The organism is Actinomycetospora lemnae (genome assembly GCF_028737315.1).
Taxonomy (GTDB): domain Bacteria; phylum Actinomycetota; class Actinomycetes; order Mycobacteriales; family Pseudonocardiaceae; genus Actinomycetospora; species Actinomycetospora lemnae.
The window spans coordinates 550289-563831 of the sequence record NZ_JAQZAO010000002.1; the positions used below are offsets into that span (position 1 = coordinate 550289).

The 13543-nt window shown below is 75.5% G+C and carries 15 protein-coding genes; 7 read left to right on the forward strand and 8 right to left on the reverse strand.

The annotated features are described in order from the left end of the window. Nucleotides 1-49 precede the first annotated feature (49 nt). Nucleotides 50-967, forward strand: a complete 918-nt coding sequence (locus tag PGB27_RS06310; RefSeq protein WP_274199484.1) for an AEC family transporter — start codon at nucleotides 50-52, stop codon at nucleotides 965-967. 60 nt (nucleotides 968-1027) lie between these two features. Here PGB27_RS06310 and PGB27_RS06315 read toward each other — a convergent pair whose 3' ends face one another. Further along, nucleotides 1028-2215: an MFS transporter gene (locus PGB27_RS06315; RefSeq protein ID WP_274199485.1), complete on the reverse strand. Its 1188-nt coding sequence runs from the start codon at nucleotides 2213-2215 to the stop codon at nucleotides 1028-1030. Nucleotides 2216-2323: 108 nt separating this feature from the next. Between PGB27_RS06315 and PGB27_RS06320 the strand changes: the two genes are divergently transcribed. From PGB27_RS06320 to PGB27_RS06330, 3 genes are read left to right on the forward strand one after another with little or no spacing between them, the layout of a single operon-like run. After that, nucleotides 2324-3259, forward strand: a complete 936-nt coding sequence (locus PGB27_RS06320) for a LysR family transcriptional regulator (RefSeq protein ID WP_274199486.1) — start codon at nucleotides 2324-2326, stop codon at nucleotides 3257-3259. Between the two features lie 40 nt (nucleotides 3260-3299). Then, nucleotides 3300-4151, forward strand: a complete 852-nt coding sequence (locus PGB27_RS06325) for a 3-hydroxyacyl-CoA dehydrogenase family protein (RefSeq protein ID WP_274199487.1) — start codon at nucleotides 3300-3302, stop codon at nucleotides 4149-4151. 2 nt (nucleotides 4152-4153) lie between these two features. Continuing rightward, a complete protein-coding gene (locus tag PGB27_RS06330) occupies nucleotides 4154-4957 on the forward strand; it encodes an SDR family NAD(P)-dependent oxidoreductase (protein ID WP_274199488.1) in 804 nt (267 codons plus the stop codon). A 415-nt stretch (nucleotides 4958-5372) separates the two neighbouring features. Here PGB27_RS06330 and PGB27_RS06335 read toward each other — a convergent pair whose 3' ends face one another. Further along, entirely contained in the window at nucleotides 5373-5888 is a 516-nt protein-coding gene (locus PGB27_RS06335) for a methylated-DNA--[protein]-cysteine S-methyltransferase (RefSeq protein ID WP_274199489.1), read from the reverse strand. A gap of 50 nt (nucleotides 5889-5938) precedes the next feature. Between PGB27_RS06335 and PGB27_RS06340 the strand changes: the two genes are divergently transcribed. Then, on the forward strand, nucleotides 5939-6862 hold the full coding sequence (locus PGB27_RS06340) for an NADP-dependent oxidoreductase (RefSeq protein WP_274199490.1): 924 nt from the start codon (nucleotides 5939-5941) through the stop codon (nucleotides 6860-6862). Between the two features lie 51 nt (nucleotides 6863-6913). Here the strand turns inward: PGB27_RS06340 and PGB27_RS06345 are convergent, their stop codons facing one another. The 4 genes from PGB27_RS06345 to PGB27_RS06360 form a co-directional block, all read right to left on the reverse strand. Beyond that, a complete protein-coding gene (locus PGB27_RS06345) occupies nucleotides 6914-8206 on the reverse strand; it encodes an Nramp family divalent metal transporter (protein WP_274199491.1) in 1293 nt (430 codons plus the stop codon). A 19-nt stretch (nucleotides 8207-8225) separates the two neighbouring features. Continuing rightward, nucleotides 8226-8954 (reverse strand): MBL fold metallo-hydrolase, encoded by a 729-nt coding sequence (locus PGB27_RS06350; RefSeq protein ID WP_274199492.1) that lies wholly within the window; start codon nucleotides 8952-8954, stop codon nucleotides 8226-8228. Further along, nucleotides 8951-9556 (reverse strand): alpha/beta hydrolase family protein, encoded by a 606-nt coding sequence (locus PGB27_RS06355; RefSeq protein WP_274199493.1) that lies wholly within the window; start codon nucleotides 9554-9556, stop codon nucleotides 8951-8953. The genes PGB27_RS06350 and PGB27_RS06355 overlap by 4 nt, the downstream gene beginning before the upstream one ends. Before the next feature lie 71 nt (nucleotides 9557-9627). After that, complete coding sequence (locus tag PGB27_RS06360) at nucleotides 9628-10443, reverse strand: tryptophan-rich sensory protein (RefSeq protein WP_274199494.1); 816 nt, start codon at nucleotides 10441-10443, stop codon at nucleotides 9628-9630. Between the two features lie 53 nt (nucleotides 10444-10496). Between PGB27_RS06360 and PGB27_RS06365 the strand changes: the two genes are divergently transcribed. Continuing rightward, nucleotides 10497-10979 carry a MarR family winged helix-turn-helix transcriptional regulator gene (locus PGB27_RS06365; protein ID WP_274199495.1) on the forward strand — a complete coding sequence of 161 codons (483 nt, stop codon included), beginning with the start codon at nucleotides 10497-10499 and terminating at the stop codon, nucleotides 10977-10979. Between the two features lie 32 nt (nucleotides 10980-11011). Then, nucleotides 11012-11818 (forward strand): hypothetical protein, encoded by an 807-nt coding sequence (locus PGB27_RS06370; protein ID WP_274199496.1) that lies wholly within the window; start codon nucleotides 11012-11014, stop codon nucleotides 11816-11818. 73 nt (nucleotides 11819-11891) lie between these two features. On the opposite strand, the gene PGB27_RS06375 is transcribed toward PGB27_RS06370, so the two are convergent. Then, a complete protein-coding gene (locus PGB27_RS06375; protein ID WP_274199497.1) occupies nucleotides 11892-12956 on the reverse strand; it encodes a protein kinase domain-containing protein in 1065 nt (354 codons plus the stop codon). Beyond that, on the reverse strand, nucleotides 12953-13516 hold the full coding sequence (locus tag PGB27_RS06380; protein ID WP_274199498.1) for a hypothetical protein: 564 nt from the start codon (nucleotides 13514-13516) through the stop codon (nucleotides 12953-12955). The genes PGB27_RS06375 and PGB27_RS06380 overlap by 4 nt, the downstream gene beginning before the upstream one ends. Nucleotides 13517-13543: the final 27 nt, after the last annotated feature.

Sequence of the window (13543 nt, forward strand, 5' to 3'; positions counted from 1 at the left end):
CGCCACGCGGGGTGCGCAGCGCTCCTAGGGTGCCGGGCGTGGTCGACCGGTGAGCGGGGTGCTGGAGGGCTTCCTCGTCATCGGGGTCGTCGTCGCGGTCGGGGTCGTCGTCGGGCGTCTCGACGTCCTGCCCGACGGGGCGACCGAGACGCTCTCGCGTGTCGCCTTCTTCGTCGCGAGCCCGGCGCTGCTCTTCGTCACCCTGCTGCGCGCCGACGTCGCGCGCGTGCTCTCGACCGGCCTCGTCGTCACCGCGCTCGCGGCGGTGGCGGTATGCCTGCTCTACGTCCCGGTCGGCCTGCTGCGGCGCCGCCCGCGCGGCGAGACCGTCGTCGGCTCGATGGCCAGCGGCTACCTCAACGCCGGCAACCTCGGCATCCCGATCGCGACCTACGCGCTGGGCAGCGCCGCCGAGATCGCGCCGTCGCTGATCTTCCAGCTGGCCGTGCTGACGCCCACCTACACGACGCTGCTCGACGTCGTCGCCGCGCGCCGCCGGGGTGAGGAGCCGGGCCTCGCGGACGCCGTGGTCGCGCCGCTGCGCAACCCGCTGCTGCTGGCCACGGTCGCGGGCCTGGTGCTCAACGTGGCCGGCGTCGCCGTGCCCGAGGGCCTGCTCGAGCCGGTCGAGCTGCTCGCCGACCTCGCGGTCCCGGCGATGCTGCTCGCGTTCGGGCTCTCGCTCGCCCACGCCCAGCGGCCGGGCCGCGACGACGACCCCGTGTGCCTCGGCGCGGTGATCGTGCTCAAGAACCTCGTGCACCCGTTCCTGGCCTGGGCGATCGGGTCGGCGTTCGGGCTGACCGGCCCGGCGCTGCTCGCGGTCGTGGTCTCGGCGGCGCTGCCGACCGCGCAGAACGTCTTCGGCTACGCCGTGCGCTTCGCCACCGGCGTCCCGCTGGCGCGCGACGCAGCGCTGCTCACGACCCTGGTCAGCGTGCCGGTGCTGCTCGTGGTGGCGTTGTGACCACGTCGCCATGTGAGCAGTTACCACGCCTATAGGCGTGGTAACTGCTCACGTAGGGGGTCAGGCGGCGGCCAGGGCGGCCCGGGCGTCGCGGCGACGGACGCGGACCTCCAGGCCCCCGGAGAGCCCGAGGACGGCGAGGCCGACGACCGCGAGCACCGCGCCCACCACCGCCGGGGCGAGGTAGCCCAGGCCCGCGGCGATGACCATCCCGCCGAGCCAGGCGCCCAGGGAGTTGGCGATGTTCGACGCCGACTGGATCGCCGCCGACGCCATCGTCGGGGCCTCGCCGACCAGGTCGAGGATGCGCGTCTGGATCGCCGGGCCCAGGGCCAGCGAGAACATGCCCGCGCCGAACAGCGAGAGCACCGCGAGCACGGGGTGGTGCACCGTGACGACGAAGCTCACGAGGACCCCGGCGAGCGCCACGAGGCAGGCGTACAGGGTCGTCATCGGCGCCCGGTCCGCGGCGCGCCCGCCCAGTACCGAGCCCGCGGTCATGCCCAGGCCCACGACGGCGAGCAGCAGCGTGACCGTGGCCGTCGAGAAGCCGCCGACCTCGGTGAGCATCGGGGTGACGTAGCTGTAGCAGGCGAACATCGCGCCGAAGCCGAAGACCACGGCGGCGAGGGCGAGCACGACCTGCGGGTGGCGCAGGGTCGCGACCTCGGTGCGCAGCGCACCCCGGCCGGGCGCCGCGGGCTGCGCGGCCGGCACGAACGCGGCGATCCCGGCGACGGCCAGCAGACCGATCACGCCGACCACCGCGAAGGTGGCGCGCCAGCCGGCGGCCTGGCCGAGCAGCGTGCCCAGCGGCACGCCGACCACGTTCGCGATGGTCAGGCCCAGGAACACGCGCGAGACGGCGGTGGCGCGCCGGTCGCGGCCGACCATCGCGGCCGCGGCCACCGACGCCGCCCCGAAGAACGCACCGTGCGGCAGGCCGGTGAGGAAGCGGACCGCCAGCAGCGACCCCATCCCGGGCGCGATCGCCGAGAGCAGGTTGCCGACGGCGAACACGCCCATCAGCGCCATGAGCACCGGGCGGCGCGGGAGCTTGACGGTGGCGACGGCGAGCAGGGGTGCGCCGACCACGACGCCGGCCGCGTAGGCGGACACGAGGTGGCCGGCCTCGCTGACCGGGACGCCGAGGGCGCCGGCGACCTCGGGCAGGAGGCCCATGATCACGAATTCGGTGGTACCGATGCCGAAGGTGCCCAGGGCGAGGGCGAGCAGGGCCAGAGGCACGGGGAGCTCCTCGGGGGTTCGACGGGCTTGCTGTCGTCCCGATCCACGGTTCGCCGCCAGCCGCCATAAGTCGAAGAAGTTCAGTGCCAGAATCCATAAGATGAGCTGATGGCACCGACCCTGCGGCAGCTCGAGTCCTTCCTCGCCGTCGTCGAGGAGGGCTCGTTCACCCGGGCCGCCGACCGGCTGTTCGTCACCCAGCCCGGCCTGTCGCAGCAGATCGCGGCGCTGGAGAAAGAGCTGGGCGGGTCGGTGTTCGACCGCCTCCCGCGTGCGGTGCACCTCACGCCCACCGGGCGGGCCCTGCTCCCCCACGCCCGCACGGCGGTCACCGCGGCCGAGCGCGGGCACGCCGCGGCGCGTCAGGTCACCGGCTCCGAGGGCGGTGAGCTGCGCATCGCCTGCGTCTACTCGGTGAGCCTCGGCCTGCTGCCCGGCGTGCTGCGCCGGTGGCGCGCCGAGAACCCCGACGTCACCGTGCGCCTGTTCGAGCACCGCCACGGGGACGCGCTGGCCGCGGCCATCGCCGACGGGCAGGCCGACGTCGGCGTCGGGCCGGTGCCCGCCCGGTGGCGCGGGCGGCAGCGCACGCTCGGCCAGGAGGAGATGGTCGTGCTGCTGCCGCCGAACCTCGGCCCCGACGACGTCATGGCCCCCGCCGGCGGTGAGATCGCCCTCACGCGCCTCGAGCACGTCCCGTGGGTGCAGTACGCGCCCGACCACGCGCTCGCCGACGTCCTGCTCGACGCCTGCGAGCGCGTCGGCTACCGGCCGCGGGTGGCGGTGCGCACCGAGCAGACCGCCGTCGCGCCCCTGCTCACGGCGGCCGGGATCGGGCCGTCGCTGGTGCCCGCGGCGATCGTCCCGACGGACTTCCCGGGCACCGTCGCCCGCCCGGTCCCCCGCGTCGAGCGGGAGCTCGCGGCCTACACCGGCGCCGACCCCGACGCCCTGACCAACCGCTTCCTCGGCGACGTCGCCCGGCACGCGGTGCTCATGCCCGACCACGTCACGGCGGCGCTGCGCGGGCCCGCCGTGCTATGACACGGGCCCACGGAACGATCGCTCGAGGAGGTCCCACCGCATGGACGCACGCCCGACGACCGCCGTCATCGGCGGCGGCACGATGGGCGCCGGGATCGCCCACGTCCTGCTCGCCGCCGGCTCCCCGGTGGTGCTCGTGGAGGCGGACGGGTCCCGGCTGGACGCGGCGGCGCAGGCCGTGTCGACGAGCCTCGACGGTGCCGCGCAGCGCGGGAAGCTGCCCGAGGGCACCACGCGCGAGGACCTCGTCGCCCGCCTCACGCCCACCACGGCGGTGGACGAGCTGCCCGCGGACACCGCGCTGGTGGTCGAGGCGGTGCCCGAGCGGGTGGACGTCAAGCAGACGGTGCTCGGCGCCGCCGCCCGCGCCTGCCCCGAGGCCGTGCTCGCGTCGAACACCTCGTCGCTGTCGATCGGCGCGATCGCCGCGGAGCTGCCCGGCGAGCGCGTCATCGGCATGCACTTCTTCAACCCGGTGCCCGCGCAGAAGCTCGTCGAGCTCGTCGTGCACCCGGGGACGTCGGAGGCGACGACGCAGGCCTGCCGCGACTGGGTCGACGCGCTGGGCAAGACGTCGATCGTCGTCAACGACGCGCCCGGCTTCGCCACCTCGCGCCTGGGCCTGACCGTGGGGCTCGAGGCGATCCGCATGGTCGAGGAGGGCGTCGCCAGCCCCGAGGACATCGACACCGGCATGCAGCTGGGCTACCGCTGGCCCATGGGCCCGCTGCGCCTGACCGACGTCGTCGGCCTCGACGTGCGCCTGGCGATCGCCGAGCACCTGACGCAGGAGCTCGGCCCGCGGTTCACCCCGCCCCAGCTGCTGCGCGACAAGGTGGAGCGCGGCGAGCTCGGGCAGAAGTCCGGGCGCGGCTTCTACGACTGGAGCTGAGCGTGGACCTCGACCTGGGCGGGCGGGTCGCCATCGTCACCGGCGCCTCGCGCGGCATCGGCCTGGCGTGCGCGCGGGCGCTCGCGACCGAGGGCGCGCACGTCGTGCTCGTCGGCCGCGACGCGGACACGCTGGAGGGCGCGGCGGGGCGGGTGCGCTCGGCCGGGCCCGCGTCGACGGTGCTGCCGGTCGTCGCCGACACCACCGACGACACGGCGGTGCGCGCCATGGTGGAGCGGGCGGTCGGCGAGCTCGGCGGCGTCGACGTGCTGGTCAACGCTGCGGCGCGCCCGGCGGGCGGGACGTCGATCCCGCCGCTGACCGAGCTGACCGACGACGCGGTGCTCGCCGAGGTCGACACCAAGGTGCTCGGCTACCTGCGCACCGCCCGGGCCGTGGCGCCGCACATGACCGCCCAGGGCTGGGGGCGGATCGTCAACATCTCGGGCCTCAACGCGCGGCGCACGGGGTCGATCGCCGGGACGATCCGCAACGTCGGCGTCGCCGCGCTGACCGCGAACCTCGCCGACGAGCTCGGCCCGCACGGCGTCGGCGTCGTCGTCGTGCACCCGGGCTACACCGAGACCGAGCGGACGGCCGGGATGATCGCCGACCGGGTGGCGGCGAGCGGGCGCTCGGAGGACGAGGTCCGCGCCGAGCTCGCGCAGGCCACCAGCCTGCGGCGGATCATCACCGCCGACGAGGTCGCCGACGTCGTCGCGTTCCTCGCCTCGCCCCGCGCGGTCAGCGTCACCGGCGGCGCCGTCGCGGCCGCGGGCGGCGAGCGCGGGGTCGTGCACTACTGAGGCGCGCCGGGGGACGCAGCGAACGCGCTGTTCGCTGCTTCTACGCGTCCGAAGTCCCCGTTGATCACCGCCGAGGACCCGGCCCCGCACACAGACGAACCGGCGCCCCCGTGACGGGGACGCCGGTTCGTATCTGGGAGGAAGTGTCAGCTCGGGACCCGCACGGTCCCGGTCGTCCCACCGACCGACTGATTGCGCTCAGCGGCGTGGAGTCTGGTGTGGATCAGCTCCCGTGCGCGGTGCGGCGCCGGGACGACCGGGTCCTCGTGATGCGGTGCGGGGTCTTCCCTGCGTCCAATCCATCACCTCTTCCCGGTCATTCCACTGCGGTCGTGTGCGCGGTGCGGACCAACCCTCAGCTCGTGTGGCCGGCACCACAGCGACACCTCCGACGGTACTCCCGGCACGGGCGGGGTCAAGGGGTCCGACGCTCCAGTGCCAACAGCAATCGCTTGCGTGCGATACCGGGTCCCCCACCCGAGGGTTCGCCCGCGGCGTTGACGACGCGATGACACGGAACGAGCAGACTGACCGGATTACGAGCGTTCGCGGTCCCCACGGCCTGGGCCGCGCGCGGTTTCCCCACCGCCGCCGCGAGCGCGCCGTACGTCGTCACCGACCCGTAGGGCACCTCGGCCAGCGCCGCCCACACCGCGCGCGAGAAGGCCGTCCCGGGCGGGTCGACGGGCACCGAGAACCGCTCCCGCTCCCCCGCGAAGTACTCGTCGAGCTCGGCGGCGAGGGCGTCCAGGCCCGCGCAGGCGCCGTCGTCGGGCACGCCGAAGGCCGGGTCGGGCTCGCGCTCGCGCTGGTCGTGGACGTGCACCCCGACGACCGCGTCGCGCTCGTCGTCCCAGGTGAGCGTCAGCGGGCCGATCGGGCTGTCGACGACGCGGAAGCGGCGGGTGGAGGGCGTCACCGGGGGCGTCACGCGTCCCGGTCTACCCCGCCGGGTAGGCCGGGGATGTGCGTGCCATCGGAGTGAATTCGTACGGAGGCCCCGACGCCCTCGAGGTCGTCGAGCTGCCCGACCCCCACGCCGGTCCCGGCGAGGTCCGGCTACGCGTGCGGGCGGCGGCGGTCAACCCCACCGACACCCTCGTCCGGGACGGCTCCCGCGCGGAGCGCCAGCGCAAGGACCCGCCGCCGTACGTGCCGGGCATGGACGCCGCGGGCGAGGTCGACGAGATCGGCGAGGGCACCGACACCGAGCTGCACGTCGGCGACGCGGCGATGGCGATCGTCGTGCCCGACGGCAGCCACGGCGCCTACGCCGAGCACGTCGTCGTGCCCGCCGCTTCCGTGGTGCGGGCGCCGGCGACCGCGTCGATCGTCGAGGCCGCGACGCTGCCGATGAACGCCCTGACCGCCCGCCTCGCGCTCGACACGCTCGCGCTGGCGCCGGGCGGGACGCTCGCGGTCACCGGCGCCGCCGGCGCGCTCGGGGGCTACGTCGTGCAGCTCGCGAAGGCCGACCGGCTCACGGTGGTCGCGGACGCGTCCGAGGCCGACGAGGCCCTGGTGCGGGAGCTCGGCGCCGACGTCGTCGTGCGGCGGGGTGACGACGTGGCCCAGCGCATCCGCGACGACCAGCCGGGCGGGGTCGACGCGGTCGTCGACGCGTCCCTGCAGGGCGACGCGCTGCTCGACGCGGTCCGCGACGGCGGCAAGATCGCGACGGTGCGCGGTCACCGGGGCGCCGACGAACGCGGGATCACGTGGCACCCGGTGCTGGTGCGCGAGGTCGCCGAGGACCACGCGGCCCTCGAGACGCTGCGCCGCCAGGCCGAGGAGGGTGTGCTGACCCTGCGCGTCGCCGACACCATCCCCGCCGACAAGGCGCCCGAGGCCCACCGGCGCCTCGAGGCCGGCGGCGTCCGCGGCCGGCTGGTGCTGACGTTCTGACCCCGTCGTGAGCGAACTCTCGAGCCATGGCTCTGGAGTTCGCTCACGTACTCAGCCGAACGTGTCGATCAGCTCCGTGACGCAGAGGACGCCGAAGAGCACCGCCGCGCCGACGAGCAGGGTCGTCGAGAGCCAGCCGTTGCGCCACTCCCGCGGCGTGCGGCTGCTGTTGAGCAGCCACAGCAGCGTGATCGCCAGGAACGGCATGAAGAACGCCCCGAGCGCGCCGTACGCAACGACCAGCGCGAACGGCCGCCCGAGGAACAGCAGCACCATCGGCGGGAACGTGAGCCAGAGCAGGTAGGCCCGGAACGGCAGGCTGCGCTCGGCGTCCTCGGAGAGCTGCCCGGCCGCGGCGAGTTCCTCCGGCGTCCTGGCGACGGCCTCGCGGCGGGTGCGGACGAAGTCGGTGACCATCAGGCTCACGCCCTGCCACACGCCGAGCAGCGACGAGAACGACGTCGCGAAGAACCCGACGAGGAAGAGCGTCGCGATCACCGGGCCGAAGCGCTGGGCGAGGATCGCGTCGAGGTCGAGCAGGCCGCGGTCGCTCTCGACCAGCGCGATGTTGGCCGTGTAGAGCAGCTCCGCGCCGACGACGAGCATCGCGGCGACGAAGATGCCGGTGGTGATGTAGGCGACGCGGTTGTCCAGCCGCATGATCTTCATCCAGGAGCTGTCGCGCCAGCCCTTGGCGTTGACCCAGTAGCCGTACGCCGCCATCGTCACCGTGCCGCCGACGCCGCCGACGAGGCCGAGCGTGTAGATCCCCGAGCCCTCCGGCAGCGTCGGGACCAGGCCCGCGAGCATCGCCGGGACGTCGGGCAGCACGAGGATCGCCAGCCCCACGACGACGACGAACATGACGCCCACGAGCACCGTCATGATCTTCTCGAACAGCGGGTACGAGCCGAACCACACGAGCACCAGCCCGACCAGGCCGCACGGGATGCCCCATGCCGGGATCGAGCCGCCGAACATCGCCGCCAGCGGCAGCGCCGACGACGTCATCGCCGTCGCGCCGTAGACGAACCCCCAGATCGCGACGTAGACGACGAAGTAGACGGTCGTCCACGCGCCCAGCGAGCGCCAGCCCGCGAAGATCGTCGAGCCGGTCGCGAGGTGCCAGCGGCCGGTGGCCTCGGCCAGCGCGATCTTGACGACGACGCCGAGCACCACCGCCCACAGCAGGGTGTAGCCGTACTCGGCGCCGGCGACGAGGGTGGCGACGAGGTCGCCCGCGCCCACGCCGGTCGCCGCGACGACGATGCCCGGTCCGACGATGCTCCAGCGCCGGCGGGGCTGCTGGCCCGCGACGACGTCCTCGGTCCCCCGATCGGTCATGCGGGGCAGTCCACCACGATCACCCCTCGCGTCGGGAGACCTGCGTCACGGCCTCGGCGGGCGTGCCACGCCAGGCCGGTCCGTGCCCGGGGAGCAGCACATCCGCCGCCAGCCCCGCCAGGGGCTCGAGCGGGGCGCGCGCGTGGTCGAAGAACGCGGGTAGGCGCTGGGGTCCGTGGTGCGGGCTGGTGGGGTGCCCGGTGACGAGCACGTCGCCGGTGACGAGCACGCCGGCGTCGGGGAGCAGGTAGGCGGTGTGCCCGCTGGTGTGACCGGGCGTGGCGACCGGGACGGGGCGGCCGGGCAGGTCGAGCGGTGCACCCCCGGCGATCCCGCGGGCCTCCGACAGCGCGACCTGGCGCAGGGCCCCGAGCCGCGCGGCGTGCACCGCCCACGTCAGCACCCGTGGACGCCAGGCGTTCCGGACGACGTCGGCCGGGCCCGCCTGCTCGAGGAACTCGCGGCGGGCGTGGCGTGCCTCGACCGGGCTGGTCAGCACCGGGATCCCGTGGCGCGCGACCAGCGGTGCGAGCCCGCCGACGTGGTCGACGTGGGCGTGGGTGACCAGGGCGGCGACCACGTCGCCCGGCGCGCGCCCCACGGCCGCGAGCGAGGCCTCCACGGCTGCGGCGTCGCCCGGGTAGCCGCCGTCGACCAGCGTCACCGCCTCGCCGTCGACGACGAGCACCCAGTTCACCGCCGACCCGCGCACGAGGTGCACGCCGTCGGCGACCTCCTCGATCCTCACGGCGTGCGGGTCCCCACGTGCTCGGCGAGGAACGCGGCCACCTGCGGCCGCGTCGCCTGGGCGCCCGGGCTGCCGAAGGGGAAGTCGAAGACGTGGTCGGCGTGCGGCACCTCGACCAGCCGTCCCGGCACGCCCGCGGCCCGCAGCGCGCGGTGCACCCAGACCACCACCGGGTGCGCGCCGGGCCCGGTGGGCCGGTAGAGGTCGAGGACCAGGGGCCGGCCGAGCTCGTCGACGGCGTAGGGCTCGGTGCGGTCGGGTCCGCCGTCGGGCTGCCCGGTGACGGTCAGCGCCTGCCACCAGTCGATCCGGGTGTCCGACGCGCGGGCCTGCGTGACGAGGACCCCGACGAGGGCGACGACGGCGACGAGCGCCACGCCGGCGACGACCGCGCCGTCGGTCCGCGCCCCGAGCACCCGGGCCAGCACGCCCAGCCCGACCCCGGCGAGCGCCGCCAGCGCCGCGTGCAGCGGGTACTGCCCGGTGACGAAGGACCGGAGGAAGCCGACGACCGGCAGCCGCGGCGCGTACGTGCCGACCGCGACGACGAGCACCCCGAGCAGCCACACCACCGCCAGCACGCGCACCAGCCACACCAGCACCCGCGTGCCCTCCTCCGCTCGGTGATCCCCTCACCACGCGGGGCGGGGCGTCGCAGCGAGGGCGGACCGCGTCACCCGAAGGCCGCCGCCACCCGCCGACCCCGCGGCGCGGCGAGCACGCGCCGGGCCGCCACGGCCACGACGGCGACCAGGGCCACGAGCGCCGCGACGGTCACCGCGAGCGGCGGGCCCATGACCACGATCGCCCCGAGCGCCCAGACCACCGACGCCGCGTAGGGCAGCGCCCCGGCCGTGCGGGCGACGACGGCGGCGGCGATCGCCCCGGTCACGAGCAGGACCAGCGCACCCAGCACCGTCGCGACGCCGCCGGTGCCCGGCGCGCCGAGGAACGTGCCCGTGGTGGCCGCGCCGACCACGGTCGCGACGCTGACCCAGCCCGCGTAGAGCGCCACGGGGCCGTGGAGCATCCAGCGGTCCGCCGCCCCGTCCGCGGGGTGGGCGGTCAGCCGCGCCAGCGCCACCGCGAGCACGACGAGCAGCGCGACGATGACCGCCTGCGCGAGCAGGACCGCCTGCGCAGAGAAGGCGAGGATCCAGCCGGCGTTGAGCGCCGCCGACGCGACCAGCCACCAGCCCGTGGCCCGCTGCACCGGGCGCTCGGGCTGGCCGGGCAGCACGCCGCGCACAGCGAGCACCAGCAGCGCCGCGTAGATCACGCCCCAGATCGAGAACGCCGCGGGCACCGGCATGACGACCGTGGTGTTCTCCTGCGCCACCTGGCCCACCGACAGGCCGAACGCACCCGAGCCGCCCAGCCCGCCCGCGACCACCTGCACCAGCGCGCCGAGCAGCAGCGCCCCGGCCCGCACCCGGTCCGCCACCGTCACCCGCGACCGCACCGACGTCGTCACCCGGAACTCCTCCATCGTCGAACCTCTCGATTGTCGAGAGTACAGCGATCGCCGCTAGGCTGCACCCCGTGACGGACGGTGGCCGGGAGCAGCGCGAGCACCTGGTCGAGCTGCTCCAGGCCTACGCCGACGAGGCCGGGCGGCTGGGGCACGCCTTCGCCGCCGGGCAGGGGCTGCACCGCACCGATGCCGCGGCGCTGCTCGCCGTCCTGCGCGCCGAGCGCGACGGCGACCCGCTGACGCCGGGGCGGCTCGGCGAGGAGGTCGGCCTGTCATCGGGGGCGACGACCGCCGCGGTCGACCGGCTCGAGCGCCTCGGGCACCTCCACCGCCGCCGCGACGGCGCCGACCGCCGCCGGGTGACGCTGCACCACGACCCCGCGGGCGCCGACGTCGGGCGCGCCTTCTTCGGGCCGCTCGCCGCCCGCCTCGACGCCGTGCTCGGGGGCTACACGCCCGCCGAACTGGCCGTCGTCCACCGTTTCCTCACCGAGGTCGTCGCGTCGGTGGCCGAGCACCGCGCCGAGGTGTCGCAGGGAGGGTCGTCCTGAGCTCCCCGATCGGCGCGCCGGCCCGCCTCGCGGTGGTCGTCGCGGTCGTCCTCGCGGTCCTCGCCCTGCTCGTCACCCTGATCGTCGTGCTCGCCCGCAGCGACATCGCCGCCCGTCCCCGCTGCACGATCACCGCGCCGCCCGACTCCCCCGGCCTGCCCGCCACGTGGACGCTCAGCACGGAGCAGGCCGACAGCGCGGCGACGATCGTCGGGGTCGGCCGGCGTCTCGGTGTCCCCGACCGCGCCGTGACGGTCGCCCTGGCCACCGCCATCCAGGAGTCGGGGCTGGCGAACCTCCGCGGCGGCGACCGCGATTCCCTCGGCCTGTTCCAGCAGCGCCCGAGCCAGGGCTGGGGCTCCGAGGAGGAGATCCTCGACCCCGTCTACAGCACGACCGCCTTCTACACCGCGCTCCTGCGGGTCCCCGGCTGGGCGGGCATGGACGTCACCGTGGCCGCGCAGACGGTGCAGCGCAGCGGCTTCCCCGAGGCGTACGCCGACCACGAGCCCGAGGCGCGCCTCATGGCGGTGTCGCTGCTCGGGCAGGCGCCGGCGTCGTGGACCTGCACGGACCTGCCCGCCGCTCCGCCCGCCGACCCCTCGGGCGGCGCCGTCGCCGAGCTCGCCGCCGCGGAGCTGGGCACGCGGCGGCTGTCGGGCGCGCAGCCGGCCGAGGAGGGGTGGGCGATCGCGACGTGGCTCGTCGCCCACGCGGAGCGGCTCGCGCTCGAGAGCGTCACCTACGACGGGCGGACCTGGACCGTCACCTCCGGCGCGTGGGAGCAGGCCGGCCCGGCGGACGGGCGCCTCGCGCTGCGGCGGATCGGCCAGCCCTGAGCCGCGCCGAGGAGTGATCGAAGTACCGATACGGACGTTGAGTGTCTGCCACGGCACTTCGCTGATACGCCGGTCAGCGCAGGGCCAGGAGCGCCCCGGCGCCGACGAGCACGAGCACGGCGAGCACGACCAGCGCGATCCCGAGGCGGCGGACCGCCGACCACGGCTCGCTCTCGCCCGGGTCGGGCCCCTCGTGCGGGACGTCCTGGGGCCGGGTGCCCGCCGGGCCACGCCGGGCCGGGGCGTCGGGCGCCGGCCGCGTGATCACCTCGGTGCGCCGGACGGGGTCGGGCGCGGCGAAGCGGCGCAGGTCGTCGGCGAGCTCGCGGGCGTCGTGGTGGCGCATCGCGGGCTCGAGGGCCAGGGCGCGCAGCACGACGGCGTCGAGGTCCGGGGAGATCGCCGGCTCGCGCTCGCGCGGCGGCACCGGTGACTCGCGCAGGCGCTGCGAGGCCACCTCGACCGAGCTCGGGCCGCGGAACGGGATCTCGCCGGTGAGCAGCTCGTAGAGCGTGCAGCCCACGGCGTAGACGTCCGAGCGCCCGTCGAGCGGCTCGCAGCGGACCTGCTCGGGCGAGAGGTACGCGGCCGTGCCCATGACGACGCCGGTGCCGGTGAAGCCCTCGACGTCGGCGACCTGTGCGATGCCGAAGTCCATCAGCTTGACGGTGCCGTCCTCGCAGCGCATGACGTTGCCCGGGTTGACGTCGCGGTGCACGATCCCGCGGTCGTGGGCGGCGGCGAGCGCCTCGCACACCGGCACCAGCACCGACGCCGCCTCGTCCGGCGGGAGGCGGCCGCGGTCGCGCAGCTCGTCGCGCAGGGTGCGCCCCCGCACGAGCTCCATGACGACGAAGACCTCGCCGCCCTCGGCGAACCCGACGTCGTGCACGGCGACGACGTGCGGGTGGTCGATGACCGCCGCCGCGCGGGCCTCGTCGCGCAGGCGCCCGCCGTACTCGGCGTCGCCGCGGAACTCGGCCGGCAGCAGCTTCACCGCGACCGTGCGCCCGAGCTCCCGGTCGAGCGCCCGGTGCACCTCGGCCATCCCGCCGCGGCCGATCAGCCCGCGCAGCTCGTAGCGGTCCGCCAGGACCGGCGCGGCGCCCGACCCGGCCCCGGCCTCCGGGGCGCTCACATCCGTCGGGTCCGCGCCGCGTCCCCGCCGCCGAGCAGGGCGTCGAACAGGTAGCGCTGGTCGACCATCGCCTGGCGCATGTCCTCGGTGCCCGCGCTGCCCTCCTCGACGTCGGTGACCGTGCGGTGGGACGCCCGGTAGCGCTCGACGAGGTCGGGGTGGTCGACCGAGATCATCTTGGCGCGGTCCTCGAAACGCTCGTTGGGGTAGCCGCGCTCCCGCATCACCTGCTGGACGAGCAGGTCGGCGTCGCGCAGGCCCGTCGACGGGTTCTCGACGAAGGTCGACTGCGCCGAGTCCCACGCCTTGCCGAACCGGTCGCGCTCGCCCTCGTCGAGCTCGCGGATCTCCAGCTCCCGACGGCGCTTGAGACGGGCCCGCAGCTCGCGCTCCCCATCCCTGACGCCGTACTCGGAGACGACGCGGTCGTACTCGCCGCCGAACTGACTGCGCAGCGCAGCGCGGCGCGACCGCGAGCGGCTGCGCGCCACGACGACCAGCACGACCCCGATCACGAGGACGGCGACCGCGACGATGACGGCGATGACGACCGGATCCATGAACCCCTCCGCGCGTCCCGACGGCAT